The organism is Deferribacterota bacterium (genome assembly GCA_034189185.1).
In the GTDB taxonomy this organism is placed as follows: Bacteria; Chrysiogenota; Deferribacteres; order Deferribacterales; family UBA228; genus UBA228.
On the sequence record JAXHVM010000026.1, the window covers coordinates 1 to 17106 of the forward strand.

The 17106-nt window shown below is 30.7% G+C and carries 19 protein-coding genes; 11 read left to right on the forward strand and 8 right to left on the reverse strand.

Annotation, left to right across the window (positions count from 1 at the left end; translation table 11 throughout):
- The 4 genes from SVN78_03245 to SVN78_03260 form a co-directional block, all read right to left on the reverse strand.
- The coding region (locus tag SVN78_03245; protein MDY6820621.1) for a hypothetical protein at positions 1 to 326 on the reverse strand (326 nt) is incomplete at its 3' end.
- On the reverse strand, positions 304 to 741 hold the full coding sequence (locus SVN78_03250) for a hypothetical protein (GenBank protein ID MDY6820622.1): 438 nt from the start codon (positions 739 to 741) through the stop codon (positions 304 to 306). The genes SVN78_03245 and SVN78_03250, both read right to left, overlap by 23 nt.
- A gap of 55 nt (positions 742 to 796) precedes the next feature.
- The gene (gene leuS / locus SVN78_03255) at positions 797 to 3355 is read right to left on the reverse strand and encodes a leucine--tRNA ligase (protein ID MDY6820623.1); all 2559 of its coding nucleotides are present in this window, start codon (positions 3353 to 3355) and stop codon (positions 797 to 799) included.
- Between the two features lie 15 nt (positions 3356 to 3370).
- On the reverse strand, positions 3371 to 3553 hold the full coding sequence (locus SVN78_03260; GenBank protein ID MDY6820624.1) for a hypothetical protein: 183 nt from the start codon (positions 3551 to 3553) through the stop codon (positions 3371 to 3373).
- 70 nt (positions 3554 to 3623) lie between these two features.
- On the opposite strand from SVN78_03260, the gene SVN78_03265 reads away from it, so the two are divergent.
- Genes SVN78_03265 through SVN78_03315 form a run of 11 tightly spaced genes read left to right on the forward strand, consistent with a single transcriptional unit; the run spans position 3624 to position 13479 of the window.
- On the forward strand, positions 3624 to 4379 hold the full coding sequence (locus tag SVN78_03265) for a biotin--[acetyl-CoA-carboxylase] ligase (GenBank protein MDY6820625.1): 756 nt from the start codon (positions 3624 to 3626) through the stop codon (positions 4377 to 4379).
- Positions 4379 to 5152, forward strand: a complete 774-nt coding sequence (locus SVN78_03270; protein ID MDY6820626.1) for a type III pantothenate kinase — start codon at positions 4379 to 4381, stop codon at positions 5150 to 5152. The genes SVN78_03265 and SVN78_03270 overlap by 1 nt, the downstream gene beginning before the upstream one ends.
- Positions 5133 to 5897, forward strand: coding sequence for a tetratricopeptide repeat protein (locus SVN78_03275; protein ID MDY6820627.1), 765 nt, complete (start codon positions 5133 to 5135; stop codon positions 5895 to 5897). The genes SVN78_03270 and SVN78_03275 overlap by 20 nt, the downstream gene beginning before the upstream one ends.
- A complete protein-coding gene (locus tag SVN78_03280) occupies positions 5890 to 6789 on the forward strand; it encodes a DUF4115 domain-containing protein (GenBank protein ID MDY6820628.1) in 900 nt (299 codons plus the stop codon). Before SVN78_03275 ends, SVN78_03280 begins: the two co-directional genes overlap by 8 nt.
- A 56-nt stretch (positions 6790 to 6845) precedes the next feature.
- Positions 6846 to 7676, forward strand: a complete 831-nt coding sequence (locus tag SVN78_03285; protein ID MDY6820629.1) for a hypothetical protein — start codon at positions 6846 to 6848, stop codon at positions 7674 to 7676.
- On the forward strand, positions 7660 to 8844 hold the full coding sequence (locus tag SVN78_03290; protein ID MDY6820630.1) for a cysteine desulfurase family protein: 1185 nt from the start codon (positions 7660 to 7662) through the stop codon (positions 8842 to 8844). The genes SVN78_03285 and SVN78_03290 overlap by 17 nt, the downstream gene beginning before the upstream one ends.
- A gap of 12 nt (positions 8845 to 8856) precedes the next feature.
- A complete protein-coding gene (nifU, locus tag SVN78_03295) occupies positions 8857 to 9279 on the forward strand; it encodes a Fe-S cluster assembly scaffold protein NifU (protein ID MDY6820631.1) in 423 nt (140 codons plus the stop codon).
- A gap of 17 nt (positions 9280 to 9296) precedes the next feature.
- Positions 9297 to 9521 carry a NifU family protein gene (locus SVN78_03300; GenBank protein ID MDY6820632.1) on the forward strand — a complete coding sequence of 75 codons (225 nt, stop codon included), beginning with the start codon at positions 9297 to 9299 and terminating at the stop codon, positions 9519 to 9521.
- Positions 9522 to 9546: 25 nt separating this feature from the next.
- The gene (locus SVN78_03305; protein ID MDY6820633.1) at positions 9547 to 10842 is read left to right on the forward strand and encodes a potassium transporter TrkG; all 1296 of its coding nucleotides are present in this window, start codon (positions 9547 to 9549) and stop codon (positions 10840 to 10842) included.
- Positions 10843 to 10845: 3 nt separating this feature from the next.
- Positions 10846 to 11508 (forward strand): TrkA family potassium uptake protein, encoded by a 663-nt coding sequence (locus SVN78_03310; protein ID MDY6820634.1) that lies wholly within the window; start codon positions 10846 to 10848, stop codon positions 11506 to 11508.
- 9 nt (positions 11509 to 11517) lie between these two features.
- Complete coding sequence (locus tag SVN78_03315) at positions 11518 to 13479, forward strand: cation:proton antiporter (GenBank protein ID MDY6820635.1); 1962 nt, start codon at positions 11518 to 11520, stop codon at positions 13477 to 13479.
- Here SVN78_03315 and SVN78_03320 read toward each other — a convergent pair.
- Genes SVN78_03320 through SVN78_03335 form a run of 4 tightly spaced genes read right to left on the reverse strand, consistent with a single transcriptional unit; the run spans position 13454 to position 17018 of the window.
- Complete coding sequence (locus SVN78_03320) at positions 13454 to 14047, reverse strand: indolepyruvate oxidoreductase subunit beta (protein MDY6820636.1); 594 nt, start codon at positions 14045 to 14047, stop codon at positions 13454 to 13456. The two genes, SVN78_03315 and SVN78_03320, sit on opposite strands and share 26 nt — an antisense overlap.
- Positions 14037 to 15794 (reverse strand): indolepyruvate ferredoxin oxidoreductase subunit alpha, encoded by a 1758-nt coding sequence (gene iorA / locus SVN78_03325; protein ID MDY6820637.1) that lies wholly within the window; start codon positions 15792 to 15794, stop codon positions 14037 to 14039. The genes SVN78_03320 and iorA overlap by 11 nt, the downstream gene beginning before the upstream one ends.
- Entirely contained in the window at positions 15791 to 16360 is a 570-nt protein-coding gene (locus tag SVN78_03330) for a hypothetical protein (GenBank protein MDY6820638.1), read from the reverse strand. Before SVN78_03330 ends, iorA begins: the two co-directional genes overlap by 4 nt.
- A complete protein-coding gene (locus SVN78_03335) occupies positions 16353 to 17018 on the reverse strand; it encodes a histidinol phosphate phosphatase domain-containing protein (GenBank protein ID MDY6820639.1) in 666 nt (221 codons plus the stop codon). The genes SVN78_03330 and SVN78_03335 overlap by 8 nt, the downstream gene beginning before the upstream one ends.
- Positions 17019 to 17106 lie beyond the last annotated feature (88 nt).

The window sequence follows — 17106 nt, forward strand, 5'->3', positions numbered from 1 at the left end:
GGTAAATTATTTAAACTTTTAAGCAGTTTATTAGGCGTATTATTGAAAGCAAATATTTTAATACAATTGCTAGCTTTTTTTGCTGAATCAATGAGTGTTTGAACATTATTATAATTATCAGTATCTTTTAAAATTGCTATTTTAATATCTGTAAAAAAAGAGTTTGAGAATATAAAGTTGAAATATGACTCACTATCGAGCTCGTCACCATAAAAGATCTCTCTTTCTATATTTTCATAAATAGATTCTATCTTTTTAATATAATGTTGTTGGAAAGTATTGCTTCCAATTAGGATAACGATACTATTTTTTTGTATATCTTTCAAAGTCACTTCTAAAATCTAACAGTATATAATTTAAGGCTTCTCTGAAGGCATCATATCTTCTTTGAATATTTCCAGAGATGTTACTTGTTACATAGTAAATCTCGTAGTACCTATATTTTTTGTCAAATAAGGTTTCTCCCTTTTTATCTCTAACTATAATATGTAGTATAGGTTCAATCTGAGAAGCCACTGCCTGTTCCGTTTCTGTTTTGGTAACCATATCGGTATCAACCTTATCAAGAATAAAACGAAGCTCATAATCTGCCTTCTGTTGTTTTTCTAATAATCCATACTCACTAAAGAAATGATAAATCTCATTATTCATAATATTATAGTAGTCAGATTCAGCATCTTTGTTAATTATCTCTGATATATAATATTTACTACTAAAAGTGTCCTTAGAGACCCCTGCCATCTTATAGCCACATGAATTAATAATTAAAATACTCAAAATAATGTAGAATATTTTATTAGTTAACCACAAAGTTGATAAGTTTTTTTGGTACATAAATTTCCTTTCTTATTTTTTTATTATTTATATATTTTTTTATTTTATCATTATTTTTTGCAGCCTCTATAGCATCTTCTTTTGCGATATTGGCATCAGTGATTAGTTCAGCCCTAACTTTGCCATTAATTTGGACAACAATGTTTATTTTATCTTTAACTATATATTTTTTATTATATTGGGGCCACTTTTCTAAAGATATAAAAGTTTTTCTGCCTATCATATGCCACAATTCTTCTGCTATAAAAGGAGTAAAAGGTGAAAGGAGTACTATTAAAGTAGATAAGCCCTCAGTATATAAGTCGATGCATTCATCATCCAAAGTTTCTGTATTAATCTGTGAAAGAAAATTTGTAAACTCCATTATGGCAGCAATAGCTGTATTTAATTGGAAATTATTTATATCCCTTGTAACCCTCATTATTGTATAATGTATATTATATAAAATATTTTTTGCTTCATCATTTATATTTTTATTATTTATACTATTCTTTTTATTACCTTTGAAATAAATCAAATTATTTGTAATAAGTCTATAAACCCTGTTTAGAAAACGATGTGCACCTTCTATTCCTTTGTCAGACCATTCAAGATCCTTTACAGGTGGTGAGGCAAATAAGATAAATAGTCTTGCTGTATCTGCCCCATATTTTTTTAATATATTATCAGGGTCAACAACATTTTTCTTGGATTTACTCATTTTTTCTGTGCGACCAACTATAATTTCACTGCCACAGTGAATGCATTTATTATCTTCCACTTCCTCAGGATATAGCCAACCATGTGTCTTGCATCTGTAAGTCTCTTTGCATACCATCCCTTGGGTTAATAGGTTTAGAAAGGGTTCATCAAAATCAATATAACCTAAATCCTTTAATACTTTTATAAAAAAACGGGAGTATAATAGATGTAGAATTGCATGTTCAATACCCCCAATATATTGATCAACAGGCATAAAATATTGGACGTCCTCTTTTTCAAAGGGCTTATCTTTTGGATTTATTGAACAAAACCTAATAAAATACCATGAAGATTCAACAAAGGTATCCATTGTATCAGTATCTCTTTTTGCATCTTTACCGCATTTGGGGCATTTTGTGCGGATGAAAGAATCTATTTTATCTAAAGGTTTTGGCGTTTTCTCTAAGTGATCAACCTCTGGTAATTTTACTGGCAGATTGCTGATTTTCTCAGGAACAATACCACATTTGTCGCAGTATATTATTGGAATTGGTGCACCCCAATAGCGCTGTCTTGAAATTCCCCAATCCCTTAGTCTATAGTTTACTATTTTTTTTGCATTTTTTAGAGACTTTACTATCTCATCCTTTGCTTTTTCGCTATCTAAACCATTAAACATGCCTGAATTTATTAGTATGCCCTCACCTGTATAGGCTTCTTTTAGGGGTAACTCAATTTCTTCTTCATCTTTAGGTTTAATGACCTGTATTATTTCAAGATTGTACTTTTTAGCAAAGTCAAAGTCCCTTTCATCGTGAGCAGGTACACACATTATTGCGCCTGTCCCATATTCCATTAAAACAAAATTTGCTAAATATATGGGTATTTTTTTGTTATTTACAGGATTTATGCAATAAAAATTAGTAAAGTATCCTTTCTTCTCTTTATCTATATCCTCTGCTACATTTTGGTTTTCATTTATAACTTTATCAATAAATGCCTTTATATTTTTTTTATCCTTAGATTTTTCAAGGAGTAAGTCTACAACAGGATGCTTTACTGAAAGCCCAACAAAGGTTGCGCCAAAAATAGTATCTGGCCTTGTTGTAAAGACTGTCAGGTTATAATCTAACCCATCAATTTTAAAATCAATCTCAGCACCTATCGATTTGCCTATCCAATTTTTTTGCATTGCAAGTACTCTTTCAGGCCAATTTTTTAGCTTTTCCATATCATCAAGCAGTCTTTCAGCATAATCAGATATTTTAAGAAACCAACTATCTAATTCCCTATTGGAGACAACAGATTGACACCTCCAACATTTGCCATCCTCAACCTGCTCATTTGCGAGAACAGTTTTACAATTGGGGCACCAGTTAACGGTTGTTTTCTTTTTATAGGCTAGACCCTCATTAAACATATCTATAAAGAATTGCTGTTCCCATCTATAGTATTCGGGATCGCAAGTGGCAAATTCCCTCCTCCAATCATAGGAGAGCCCTAATTTTTTTAGCTGTTTACGCATATTTTCAATATTATTATAAGTCCATTTTGCTGGATGTATATTATTACTTATAGCTGCATTTTCTGCAGGTAGACCAAAGGCGTCCCAACCCATAGGATGGAGTATGTTGTAACCATTCATTTTTTTAAATCGGGCAATTACATCTCCTATAGCATAATTTCTTATATGTCCCATATGAATCTTCCCTGAGGGGTATGGAAACATTTCTAGTAGATAATATTTTTCTTTAGCGTTATCTACATTTGTTTCAAAGATTTTATTTTCTACCCATTGTTTTAGCCATTTTTTTTCTATATTTTGTGGTTCGTAATTCATATGTTCCCCTATACTTTATTTATTTTCTCTTAATAGATCATTTGGTTTGATTAATTCAGATAGCAGTAAACTTTTTACTTTATCTTCAGTTATACTATTGGCAATAAATACATGTGCATTATCGTTTAACTTATTTGGTGATGATCCGTTGTTATGTATAAGCATAAAAATTAATAAACAATATAATATTTTTTCCATATCTATTTTTAAATCTAAAAAATTATATTATATTATTAATAAACTTCAATAATAACTTTAATTAAATGAAATGTTTAATAATAAATTATATTTTGAACATTTAAATACACATTTTTTAGGAAGAAAACATAAAGTTTATGATAAATGCACTAGTACCCAAGATGTTATTAGGGAATATAGCAATCTAGATGGGTTTGTTGTTATTGCTAGCACTCAGACTAAAGGTAGAGGCAGGATGGGTAGATCTTGGTTTTCAAGTGATAATGAGAATCTCTATTTTTCTTATGTATTAAAAAACCCGCATTTAAGAAATCTGCAGATAATCAATCTGCTTGTATCTTTTAGTTTATGTGAACTACTTAGTGAATATGGGAATTTTAAAATAAAATGGCCAAATGATATTGTCTTTAATTATAAAAAAGTAGCAGGCATATTAATTGAATCTAGTATTGTGAATAAATCAGTATTGTATTCTATTATTGGCATAGGTTTAAATATAAACTTTAAATATCTGCCAAAGGAATTGCAAGATAGGGCAATATCAATTAAAAGTATCACTAATGCTAATATTGAAAAGGAAATTTTATTGGCAAAGTATTTTAATATATTTGAAACTTATCTATTAACATATCTAAATAATTCTATTACTATAGATTTAGTTGGAAAATGGAGAGAATTGTCTGCTTACTATGGTAAAAGGATCAAGATAAGATTAAATGATGATGAAGAATGTTTTATTGAAAAGGGCATTGATGCTGATGGTGCTTTGAGGGTTACTCGTGAAGATGGAAGCGAAAAAAAACTTTATTATGGGGAGATTGTATAATGTTATTAGCAGTTGATATAGGTAATACACATATTACAATTGGCTTATTCAAAGGCAAAGATATTGTTAATAATTTAAGAATTTCTACAGATATTAAAAAGACGGAAGATGAGTATGCTACATCTATATTATACCCCTTATCAAAGATTGGGATTGATGCATCTCATGTAAAATCTGTTGTTATCTCAAGTGTTGTTCCCACTTTAACAGTCATTTTCAGAAAATTATCTTTTAGGTACCTTGATATAGAGCCTATGATTGTTGATATAAATACTAAAACCCAGATATCATTAAAAGTTGACAATCCAAAAGAGATTGGAGTAGACAGAATAGTCAATGCTGTTGCTATTCAAAAGTTATATGGAGTTCCTGCGATTGTAGTGGATTTTGGGACAGCAACGACATTCGATGTTATTAGCAAAGATAATGAGTATATTGGTGGCATTATAACCCCAGGGATTGAATTGGTTTCCCATGTGTTACATGCTAAAACAGCAAAACTTCCTGAGGTTGAAATAGCTAAAATAGAAAATATAATAGGTAAAAATACAATTGATTCAATGAAATCAGGTATATACTACGGATATTTATCTATGATAGATGGTATTATTGAGAGGGTAATAGAAAGTGGGTTGATTGGAAAGGATATGCATATTGTGTCAACTGGTGGTTATGGCGATATATTTGTAGAGGATTCAAAGTTCATAGAGAGATACGAACCATTATTAACATTAATTGGTCTTAAAATAATATATGAAGAAAATTGTATTTAATTATTTCACACTATTATTAGTTCTTTTTTATATTTGCAATTCATGTGCTTCTAACCGCATTAAGCAATCAGCAGATGCACATTATAAATTAGGGTTGTCATATTTAGAGACAGGTGATGATGCAGAGGCTATGAAAGAGTTTAGAAAGGCATTGAATATAGGTGGCCCTGATCCAAAAATTTATTATGCAATCTCCACTTATTACTTACAAAGAGGTGATGTTGGAAATGCTAAATTATATATTGAAAGAGCAATTAATTTAGACAATGACAATTCAGAATATCTAAATGCTTATGCTTCAGTGCTTGCTGCAAATGGGGAGCACGAGAAGGCAATTAAAATATGGAAAAAAGTTCTTGAAGACCCTACATATGCTGCAAGAGAAGTGGTTTACTATAATTTAGGTTTTGCCTATTATCAGTTAGGTGATTACGATAAAACAATTGAATATTGGAAGGATTCTATCAGAGAGAACCCCACAGTTATTAGACCTTATATATCCTTATTTAGGCTATACCTAGAAGAAGGTTATGATAGTAAAGCTGTTGATCTGTTAAAAGATGGCATTAATAGAAATCCAATATCTTCCACTTTAAAAATGTATTTGGCAGAATATTACTACAACAGAAAGCAATACAGTGAAGCTAGCTCATTATTTTATGATATTATTGAGGTATCCCCTAATTCAGAAGAAGCAAGAGAGGCAAAAAATTATTTAAAAAGATTGGGTTTATATCATGAATGATGATAAATCTTTAGGTGAAATCTTAAAAGAGGAAAGAGAAAAGAAAGGTTTATCTATAAAAGATATTAATAGAATAACAAAGATTAGTACAACAATCTTAAAAGCATTAGAGGATGAAAACTATAATGAATTGCCTTCATATGTATATACTATTGGTCTTCTTAGAAAATATGCAGAAATTCTAGATTTAGAATTTGAGCGATTAAAAGATACTTTTGATACAGAATATAAAAAGGCAAATTATCCGGAAAATAAAGCAAGACAAGAATTGAATAGTTCTTTTAGGGAGATTGAAGAAGAAAAAAGTAAAACTAATAAATTTAGCTTAACTATTATTATATTGATATGCATTTTTGTGATTATCGGCATTTCAATCTATCTGCTAAATAGTAATATAATCAAAAATAAAGATATTTCTATAAAAGAGGACGATAAAAAAGCAGTGGAGAAGAAAGAAAATAATAGTCAAAGAGTTGTGGCAGATATAATTAATAAAAAAGATGAAATCCCTGATAAAGGTGAAATAAAAGAAAAAGATAGTTTAGATAATGTTAGCAATATATCTCCTATAGAGATAGCTAGGGAGCTTAAAGAGAGAAATAATAGTAATGAGATTGATAATTTGAACATAGTCACTTTAGAGTTTACCGATGATTGCTGGATTCATGTAGATATAGATGGTAAAAAAGAACTAGATTTTATTGCCAAAAAGGGTATTTCAAAGGATATTAAGTTTAAAAAATATTTTGAGATTGATATTGGTAATGCTTCTGCCGTTAAGATTAAATATAATGACCAAACAATAACAGGCCTAGGAGGATGGAGGCAGCCAATCAAGGATCTATTGTTTAAGTTAGATAATAGTGGCAATTTAGTATTTACAAAGAAATAGTCATTGTATAATTTTCACAGATGCCTATCTTTAATTAAGATAAAAAAGGTGTATTTATGCCAAAACAATTGGGAATAATCTTTAAAGACGAGTTAATATTCTCTGAATTAATAAAATCAATTAATGAGATATTTCCCTATTTAGAAGTAAAGGTTATGTCTAATTACGTTGATATTCATAAATCTAATATTAATGATTCAAATTTGGTTAAAGTAGGAAGCGTTAAAGAAATTTTAGAAACCGATTGCTTGATAATTCTATGCGATATTAATAGTATAAAGGATATCATTAAATCATACAGGGGTACTATTATCGACTTTACAGGGTATGTGGGTAATTTAACGGAAAAAGTAATTCAAATTGAAGATCCTCTGGTTTATATATTGAATAAATTATTTGAGGATCTATCAGATATATCAGGTAATATTTATCTACCAGTTGCAATTTTTGGCAAAATGGGTGTTGAAGAACTCTTAAAGCAAATGCAAGATCTATTTAATTTTAATACGGCAAAAGACTCATTTTATAATTTAAATTTACCCTTTAATGTTATTTTTCTGGATAATTTAGATATATCACCTATTAAAAATTATATAGCATATATTAAAGAAAGGATTGATGCAGATTTTTCCTATAGGTTATTACCTGTAATGAGTGGCATAATAATGGATATTTTTTCTGTGAGAGAACCTTATTTAAATGGTATAGAATATGTTGATACATATAATGATTTAGTATCATTAGTAAACAATAAAGATATGTCGATAGTAAAGAAAGGGGTAAATTTTTATAGTTTAACTATCGCATGTGATTATATTAAAGTAATAGTTAAGCAAATAACAAGTTGTCTTAAAAATTTGGAGAGCATAGATGATATTTCTAGATAATATTGCTACAACAAAGCCTGATGAAAGGGTTGTGAAAAAGATGTTGGAGTATTTGACAAAAAACTATGGTAATCCAAGTGCTCATTTTTATCAACTTGGAAGGGATGCATTTGAAGCAGTAGTTTGTGCAAGAGAAAAGGTTGCAGAGTTAATTAACTGTTTGCCTGACAATATAATATTTACTTCCTGTGGAACTGAGTCTAATAATTTGGCTATAAAAGGCACCATTTATAATATGAAATCTAAAGGGAAAAACCATATTATTGTAAGTGAGTTAGAACATTATTCAGTTTTAAATAGCGCATTAAAGCTAACAGGTGAAGAAGATCTTGAATTAACAAAATTAAAGGTTGATGAGCATGGTTTTGTAGATGTAGATAGATTAGCTAGAGCTATAAAAGATAGCACTGCACTTGTTGCTATTCATCATGCAAATCCTGAGATTGGTACTATACAAAACATTGAAGATATTGGTAGAATCTGTAAAGAGAAAAATGTATTGTTTTTTGTAGATGCTGTAGCAAGCTGTGGGCATATTCCTGTTGATGTTGAAGGGTTTAATTGTGATTTACTTAGTATTGCTGCTCAAAATTTTTATGGTCCTAAAGGTGCCGGAGCTTTATATGTTAGGGATGATATTAGCTTAAGACCTTTATTAGATGGCGGTTTTCAAGAAAGAGGTTTAAGGGCTGGAACAGAAAATGTTCCTGCAATAGTGGGGATGGGAGAGGCAGCTTCAATTGCAAAGAATGAAATGCCCATGTACACGGAAAGGATGAAGAGACTGGGTTCAAAACTAATAGATGGTATAAGAGAAAATGTTAACTTTGTGCATTTTACTGGGTCTCTGACAAGGAGATTGCCAGGTCACGTAAGTTTATGGGTTGAATATATTGAGGGAGAGTCTATACTGCTCTGGTTATCTTTGAAAGATATCTGCGCAACCAGTGGATCGGCATGTTCATCAAATATTATGGGTGATGATGAGAGAAGCTTAAAAGCCTCACACGTTCTTTCAGCTATTGGGGTGCCAGATGATATATGCGCAGGCTCAGTAACATTTTCAATGTCAAAATATACTGATGAAAAAGAGATTGACTACTTATTAAAGGTATTTCCTGAAATTGTAGAAAGATTATGTAAAATGTCACCATTTTACAACAAATAGAGGAGGTGATCTGTGAAGGGGCCTTATAGTGAAAAGGTTATGGAACATTTTATGTCCCCAAGAAATATGGGTGAAATACCAGATGCAAATGGAGTTGGCCAGGTGGGGAACCCTGCATGTGGTGATGTAATGAAATTATATCTAAAAATAAATGACGAAGGGATTGTAGAGGATGTTAAATTTAAAACCTTTGGTTGTGGTGCTGCTATTGCATCAAGCTCAATAACAACAGAGTTAATCAAGGGGAAGAAGGTTGAGGATATATTAAAACTTACAAATCAGGCAATAGTTGAAGCTTTAGGAGGGCTTCCTAAAACTAAGATACATTGTTCGATAATGGCTGAGGAAGGTGTTGAAGCCGCTTTAAAGGATTATTTTAAAAATATAGGCAAGGATCCAAAAATAGTTGAAGATATGAAAGCAAATATAAAATAAAATATGGAGGCTATTAGATGTTAAAAGAAAAAGTTGAAAAAATATTAGATGAAGTTAGACCAATGTTAAAGATGGAGGGGGGAGATGTTAAATTAATTGATGTCACAGATGAAGGTATAGTTAAGGTTCAGCTAACTGGTGCTTGTGGCTCGTGTCCATTTAGCACTATGACATTAAAGCATGGGATTGAAGTTAGAATAAGAAAGAACATACCTGAGATCAAAGAGGTAGTTGCAGTTTAGGAAAGTTATTATATAATTTGCCTTAATGGCAAAATATATAAAAGATGTAGTTAATCCAAATAGGTATCTATTTTATACATTTGGGTTATTAATAGTTGTAGGCACATTATTACTGTATAATCCCTATATTCATTTTAATGGGCATAAGCAATTTATAGATACCTTATTTATGGCAACAAGCGCTGTATGTGTTACAGGATTAACTACTGTAAATGTATCTGATTTTGGTTTAGTAGGCCAGTTGATTATATTAATATTAATTCAACTTGGCGGATTGGGTATAATGTATTTATCCTCTACACTGTTCTTATTATTGCGTGGACAGTTGTCTTTCAAACAGAGAATAATGTTTGCAAAATACCATGGAACTTATGAATTTTTCAATATGGAAAAAGTATTGCCTGTTATTCTTGTATACACATTTGTTTCTGAGTTTATGGGAGGTTTTTTTTTATTCTTTGGCTTCTTATTTGAGGGTTTAAGTGTAAAACAGAGTATATATTTTAGCATATTTCATTCTATATCTGCTTTTTGTAATGCAGGCCTTTCTCCTATTGATTCGAGTCTTATTGGTTTGAACAATATAATAAAAGTAACAGTAATGTCTTTGATTATTTTGGGTGGGTTGGGGTTTTATGTTGTTTATGATCTCTATATTTATATTACTAAAAGATCAGTATTGAGGCTTCATACAAAGGTTGTTTTTATAACAACACTATTTTTAATTTTTCTTGGAGCTTGCTTTTTGCTTATTTTTGAGAAGGGTAATCTCAACTATATTGATGCTCTTTTTCAATCTATAACATCTAGAACAGCTGGCTTTAGCACTGTAAATACTGGATCTTTAGAGGTTGAAAGTAAATTTTTAACTATATTTTTAATGATTGCAGGTGCATCCCCTGCTTCAACTGGTGGAGGCATTAAGACAACAACTGCTTTCATCTCTTTCTATGCTATATATGTTATTTTACGTGGCAAAACTGATTTTAATATCTTTAAGAGAAGAATTCCAATAGAGAGTGTTCTTAGGGCCTTTTCTATTACCCTCTTATATCTGTTAGTATGTTTTATAGGCACAATATTAATCTTGTCTATTCAGCATTTTAGTTTATTAGAAGCTGCTTTTGAGGTTGTATCGGCTATGGGTACAGTTGGTTTATCCCTGGGCATTACACCTCATTTGGAGGCACCTGCAAAATTTATAATAATACTAATTATGTTTATAGGTCGAATTGGGCCGAGTTCATTATTATTAATGATGATAAAGAGAGAAAGAAAATATAAAATAATGTATCCAGAAGAAAAAATATTGTTGGGGTAATGAGTGAAAAAAAGAGATGTTGCTGTAATTGGATTGGGCATATTTGGTAAAGAGCTTGCTTTGAAGTTAGCCAGTTTAGGGCATAACGTGTTGGCAGTTGACTTAGATGAGAAAAAGGTTGAAGAAATTAAGGATCTTGTTGACGAAGCTATAGTTGCTGATGCAACAGATATTGATGTTTTAAAAGAATTACAGCTTGACAGATTTAGTATAGTTGTTTTAGCAATGACTAGTAGTTTTGAAAATATTGTACTTACTTTGGCACTACTTAGAAAAATGAGCAGCAATTCTAATGTAAAAATTTATGTGAAGGCTGATACAGATTTGCAAGCTGAGGTACTATCAAAAATAGGGGCAGATAAGGTTATATTGCCTGATAAAGAAGTTGCTTATAATGTGGCCCATCAGATAACATTACCAAATTTACATAAAATATTAAATATAGATGATAATATTGACTTAGTAGAGGTAACAGTTCCCGGTGCGATGGATGGTAAATCGCTGCAAGAGTTAGATCTAAGAAGAAAGTATAATGTAAATGTATTTATTTGTAAGAAAAATGGCGGAAAAGCAGATTTGGTGACAGACTCATCAATGAAACTTTATGCTGGGGATATATTAGTTGTCTCGGGTGATAAAGATAATATAATGAAGGTGTTTGCTTAAAGAATAACTGTGGAAGCTTTTTTATCGAATATAGCTCTATTATTATTTCTCTCTGTATTTGTTTTATTGGTATGCGCCAGAATAAGAGTACCTAGCATTATAGGTCTTTTTATAGTGGGCGTTATATCTGGTCCATATGGTCTAGGCTTAATTAATGATCCAGATGAAATCAACATGCTAGCTGATATTGGTGCAATCCTACTATTGTTTATAATAGGTTTAGAATTTTCCATTGAGAATATTTTAAAATTTAAAAAAATATTTTTTATTGGTGGTATTTGCCAGCTTTTATCGACATTTATTGTTATGTTTATCTTGATGAAAATAATGGGAAACCCTAATAATGTTTCTGCCTTTTTTGCTATGATTGTGGGCTTAAGTAGTACTGCAATAGTTTTTAAGTTGTTACAGGAAAAATCTCTTGTGACAAGCCCTTTGGGTAATATTTCAACTGTAATATTAATATTTCAAGATATAATGATTGTTCCAATGATGTTTATGATCCCGCTTCTCTCTGGCGGTTCTTCTTTCAAATTTGATGAAATTATGTTTGTTTTATTAAAGGCCTCGTTAGTCATTGCTTTAATCTTTATTCTATCACGCAAGTTTCTTCCAAAGCTTTTATTTCATATTGCAATGGTTAGGAGTAGGGAGCTTTTTTTGTTGGCAATTGTGTGCATTTGTTTAGTTATTGCTATTTTGACGTCAAAGGTAGGGCTTTCTCTTGCCTTTGGTGCTTTTATTGCTGGATTATTAATCTCTGAATCTGAATATAGTGGATTTGCTATAAATAATATAATGCCCTTTAAGGATCTATTCGCTAGTTTTTTATTTATGTCAATTGGCATGATGTTAAACACAAGTATATTCTTTATACATTTTGAAAAAATATTATTAATATCATTATTGATTATATTTATCAAATGTGTTGCCACTTTTTTGGTGGTCTATATGTTAAAGTATCCTATTAGGATTGCCATAATAGTGGCAATAGCGATATCACAAGTGGGTGAATTTTCCTTTATATTATCAAGAATGGGCTTAGATACAGGTCTTATGGATATAGATAACTTTCAATATTTTATCTCTGCCTCTATATTGACTATGGCATCAACACCTATTTTATTTAACATGTCTTTTAAATTTGCTGATTTAATTTATCAAAAAGTTCACACTTTTACTGATAAAAGTCTTATTCAGGTAGAAAAAAGCGAAGGGTTGAAGAACCATATAGTTGTTATAGGTTATGGTTTAACTGGTAGATTTATTGTTGATAGTGCAAAGTTACTAAAATTTCCTTATGTGATAATTGAGATGAATCCAAAAACTGTTAGAGAACAATTAAAAAAAGGTGAAAATATTATATATGGGGATGCAACAGGTGTTGATACCCTTAATAATGCTAATGTAAAAGATGCAAAGGTTGTAGTGCTTGCAATTTCTGATATCTTGGCTACAAGAGATGCAACAAAAATAATAAAGACCATTTCTAATAAAGCCTATCTTATTGTCAGAACTCCCTATGTCTCAGAGGTGCAGATACTAAAAGAGAGCGGGGCTGATGAGGTTATACCAGCAGAATTTGAGACCTCCCTTGAGATATTAACTAGGGTACTGTTAAAATTTTTAGTTCCCAAAAATGTAGCAGATAAAATCATTGAAAAATTAAGGGCTGACAACTACAAAATGTTAAGGGATGCCTCTTTTTCGAGTCTAAATTTTGATGATATAAATGTGAGTTTACCTGAATTAGATATAATTTCTTATAAGATTGATAATAATTGGCCCTTTAAGAATATGACAATCAAAGATATTGATTTTAGGAATAGATTTTCTATAACAATTTTGGCTATTCTGAGGGACAATGATATAATAATTAATCCTTCTGCATATGAGAAAATATGTTTGGGTGATACTATTATAATAATTGGTAACAAGTCTTGTGTCAGAGGCTTTGTTGATAGTTTTTAACTATGGTTTGCCCCTTTTCAAAAGCTTTAATATTTATATCAATAAATCTATTTTTTACTTTATTTTTAATAGCATCTAGCCAATTATCATTTGAAAAAGGTAGTAGATTACTAAGGGTACCCAGTAGTATTATATTTGTTACCTTTGGATTGCCTACCTCAGATGCAAGCTCTAATGCATTAAACTCATAGATTGTATGAAATATAGCCTTATACTTATCTATAAGATTACTTGGATAATCTAAATTGCCTGTTGTAATAGTTATTGGATAAATTCTTTGTTTATTAACTATTAACACTGTGTCGGGGTTTGCATACTCTAAATATCTTAAAAATTCCATTTCCTCAAAGGATATTATGATATCTGCGCTATTTTCAGAGATAACTGGTGAGAAAATTTTATCACCTATTCTTATATGGCTAATAACTGAGCCGCCTCTTTGGGACATTCCATGGATTTCACTTTTTTTTACATCAAAACCTGATAAAAGGGCAACCTCTGCTAGTATATCACTTGCTAGAATTATTCCTTGCCCCCCAACACCAGTCATCAATATATTAGTTTTCATTTTTTACATAAGACCTTTCTTTAATTGCATCAAACTTGCATAACGATGTGCATAATGAGCAGCCTGTACACAATGTTTCATCAATATTAGCCTTGGGTTGTTTTTTATCAAAGGAAATTGCTGGACAACCTAATTTCAGACATGCTTTACAACCTGTACAATTTTTACTTTCTATATAGTAAGGATTTGATATGATATCTCTATCTACATAAATACATGATCTATTTGTCACAATAAGACTAAGTTCATCCTTTTCAGTCTCTTCTTTTAGTACCTCAATACACCTATCTAACTCCATAGGGTTTACTACTTTTATGTTCTTAACCCCAATTGCTTCAGCTAATTTTACAAAATCAATTTTATTTGATTTTTCTTTTTTCAGTGTTATTCCAGTTGACGGACTATCTTGATGGCCAGTCATTGCTGTTGTTCTATTATCTAAAATAATGATTGTTGAACAGCTTTTGTTGTACGCGCAGTTAATTAGTCCATTTATACCTGTGTGAAAAAAAGTTGAATCGCCAATAACAGCAACTGTCTTTCTATCTATTTTATTATCTTCTATTTTGTTTGATTTGTCTATCCCATGAGCCATTGATATGCTAGCTCCCATACATATGCAAGAGTGTATAGCATTTAATGGCTTTAAATAACCTAGTGTATAACAACCTATATCACCTGTTACAAATAATTTTAGTTTATTTATCGCGTAAAATATACCCCTGTGAGAGCATCCTGGACAGAGATTTGGAGGTCTTGTTGGGATATCCAACTTTATTCTTTCTTTTTGCTTTTTTCTAAATATTTCTTTTACTCTATCTGGGCTTAATTCACCACAATATGATCTAACAACACTTTTAATTCTACAACCACTAGCCTTTAATTCTTTTTCTAAGACAGGATCTAATTCCTCTATACAATAAACATCTTTGATAGATGAGATAAACTTCTTTATACTTTTTATAGGCAGAGGATAGACAATTGCAAGTTTAAATATTGAGGCATTTGGAAATGTTTCTTTAATATATTGATATACAATACCAGAACATATAAAACCAATTTCTTTTGAATTATATTCAATTTTATGTAGATGAAAATTCTCTGAAAAATCCTCTAATTTTAACATCCTTTCTTCAACAATTTGATGCCTCATTATTGCATTTGCTGGAACCATTACCCATTTTTCTGGATTTATCTCTAATGATCTATTCTCTAAATTCAATTTATCATCCAAGGTTACCCTGCTTTTGCTATGGGAGATTCTTGTGGTTGATCTAACTATAACAGGGCATAAAAACTTTTCAGATATTTCAAATGCTTCTTTAACGAAGTTTTTTGCTTCAGAACTATCGCTTGGCTCAAGTATGGGCAATTTGGAAATATGCCCGTAATGCCTGCTATCTTGTTCATTTTGCGAACTATACATCCCCGGATCATCACATACTACTATCACTAAACCTGCATTAACACCTGTATAGCTTACTGTCATCAATGGATCTGCTGCAACATTTAGTCCCACATGCTTCATACAGGTAAGAGCCCTTTTACCAGCAAGTGAAGCACCTATAGCAACCTCTAATGCAACCTTCTCATTTGTTGCCCACTCTGCGTATATATCAGAATATTTACTAATGTGTTCTGTAATTTCTGTGCTAGGGGTACCTGGATAGGAGCTAACGACCTTTACATCAGCTTCATAAGCTCCCCTTGCAAAAGCTTCATTACCACTTAGAAGTTTATATGTCATTTATTAGTCCAGTTTTCTAAAAGAGCGCCTAACTCACTGTTTCCGTAGTTTTCTTTGTAATTTGCTATCTCTTTTTGTGATATCTTGTTATTTGATATAATGTTTCTGTATGCCCAAATACTTTTCAACTTGCCTTCCCGTATAAACTTATTTGTATTTGTAGTTACTCCCAAATCAAATAATAAGCTCTTAGTTAGCTCATTATATTTATCATTATCTTTTTTAAGTAGTTTTACACTTTTATCTTTTTTGCCGATATTTTTGTATAAGATAGCACCCTTTAGATAGGCGTAATCCCTTATATAGGCTTTATCTTTTGCGAATTTAATATATTCATCAATGTTTGATTCACTTAGGTTATTGGCTAGTAATAATTCATAGCTGCCAAATTTAGATATAATTTTTTCATTTCTAGATTTAATAATACTTTTTATAATTTGGATTGAAAAAATTAAAATTATCACTATTGCAATTATAGAAATAATTTTAGTTATATTCTCAGAGATATATTTCTCAATTTTATCAACCAACATATAGTTATCTAGTTTTTTCTTGTTTTTAGCCATAATCTTCCCCTAGTTTTTTACTAAACAAAGTGGTGTTATTTTTAAAAATACTATCTATATCTGCCTCTAAACAGCCTGCGCCTTGTAATATTTTAATCAACAACTTCTTTGGTAAATAATCCCCAGGAGCATGAGCATCGTTATTAACTACGAGTTTACAACCGTATTCCTTAGCAATTTTAAATACATGTCCATTTGTATAAGAATGCCCCTTTCTTGAAGAAATCTCCAAATACACATTATTTTTAAGAGCAAGCTTTGCATCACTTCCAGTGATTAAACCTGGATGGGCTAATATATCAATACCAGCATCTATTGCAGCCCTGTTTGTTTCTTTTAAAACAGGTTCAACAATTGTTTCACCATGTACTAAAACTATATCAGCGCCTTTATCTATTGCCATGTTTTTTAATTTTTCAATCTCCATTGGTAATATATGTGTGAGCTCAACTCCAATAATCACTTTAAAGTTGTTCGAAAAACTGTTAAAATTTTCTTTAAATAGTAGAAGTTTGTCTAATATAAATGTTAAATTTGATGAATCTGCATGATCTGTTAAAGCTATACCCTTATAGCCTACATGCATTGCTCTAATTGCAGCTTCAGCTGGTATTAGTTCACCATCTGAATAAAGGGTGTGTGTGTGTAAATCATACATAATTAATATAAATAGTTAAAATTATTGTTTTTATCAATACATTTTTATTTTATAATATGGTAATTTATACTATATATTTTTAGTAAAA

Bases quoted from the DNA above. Each gene is read 5' to 3' on its own strand.
- SVN78_03250 (MDY6820622.1), bottom strand. From the start codon at position 741: ATGGCAGGGGTCTCTAAGGACACTTTTAGTAGTAAATATTATATATCA.
- leuS (MDY6820623.1), bottom strand. From the start codon at position 3,355: ATGAATTACGAACCACAAAATATAGAAAAAAAATGGCTAAAACAATGG.
- SVN78_03260 (MDY6820624.1), bottom strand. From the start codon at position 3,553: ATGGAAAAAATATTATATTGTTTATTAATTTTTATGCTTATACATAAC.
- SVN78_03265 (MDY6820625.1), top strand. From the start codon at position 3,624: ATGTTTAATAATAAATTATATTTTGAACATTTAAATACACATTTTTTA.
- SVN78_03270 (MDY6820626.1), top strand. From the start codon at position 4,379: ATGTTATTAGCAGTTGATATAGGTAATACACATATTACAATTGGCTTA.
- SVN78_03275 (MDY6820627.1), top strand. From the start codon at position 5,133: ATGAAGAAAATTGTATTTAATTATTTCACACTATTATTAGTTCTTTTT.
- SVN78_03280 (MDY6820628.1), top strand. From the start codon at position 5,890: ATGAATGATGATAAATCTTTAGGTGAAATCTTAAAAGAGGAAAGAGAA.
- SVN78_03285 (MDY6820629.1), top strand. From the start codon at position 6,846: ATGCCAAAACAATTGGGAATAATCTTTAAAGACGAGTTAATATTCTCT.
- SVN78_03290 (MDY6820630.1), top strand. From the start codon at position 7,660: ATGATATTTCTAGATAATATTGCTACAACAAAGCCTGATGAAAGGGTT.
- SVN78_03300 (MDY6820632.1), top strand. From the start codon at position 9,297: ATGTTAAAAGAAAAAGTTGAAAAAATATTAGATGAAGTTAGACCAATG.
- SVN78_03305 (MDY6820633.1), top strand. From the start codon at position 9,547: ATGGCAAAATATATAAAAGATGTAGTTAATCCAAATAGGTATCTATTT.
- SVN78_03320 (MDY6820636.1), bottom strand. From the start codon at position 14,047: ATGAAAACTAATATATTGATGACTGGTGTTGGGGGGCAAGGAATAATT.
- iorA (MDY6820637.1), bottom strand. From the start codon at position 15,794: ATGACATATAAACTTCTAAGTGGTAATGAAGCTTTTGCAAGGGGAGCT.
- SVN78_03330 (MDY6820638.1), bottom strand. From the start codon at position 16,360: ATGGCTAAAAACAAGAAAAAACTAGATAACTATATGTTGGTTGATAAA.
- SVN78_03335 (MDY6820639.1), bottom strand. From the start codon at position 17,018: ATGTATGATTTACACACACACACCCTTTATTCAGATGGTGAACTAATA.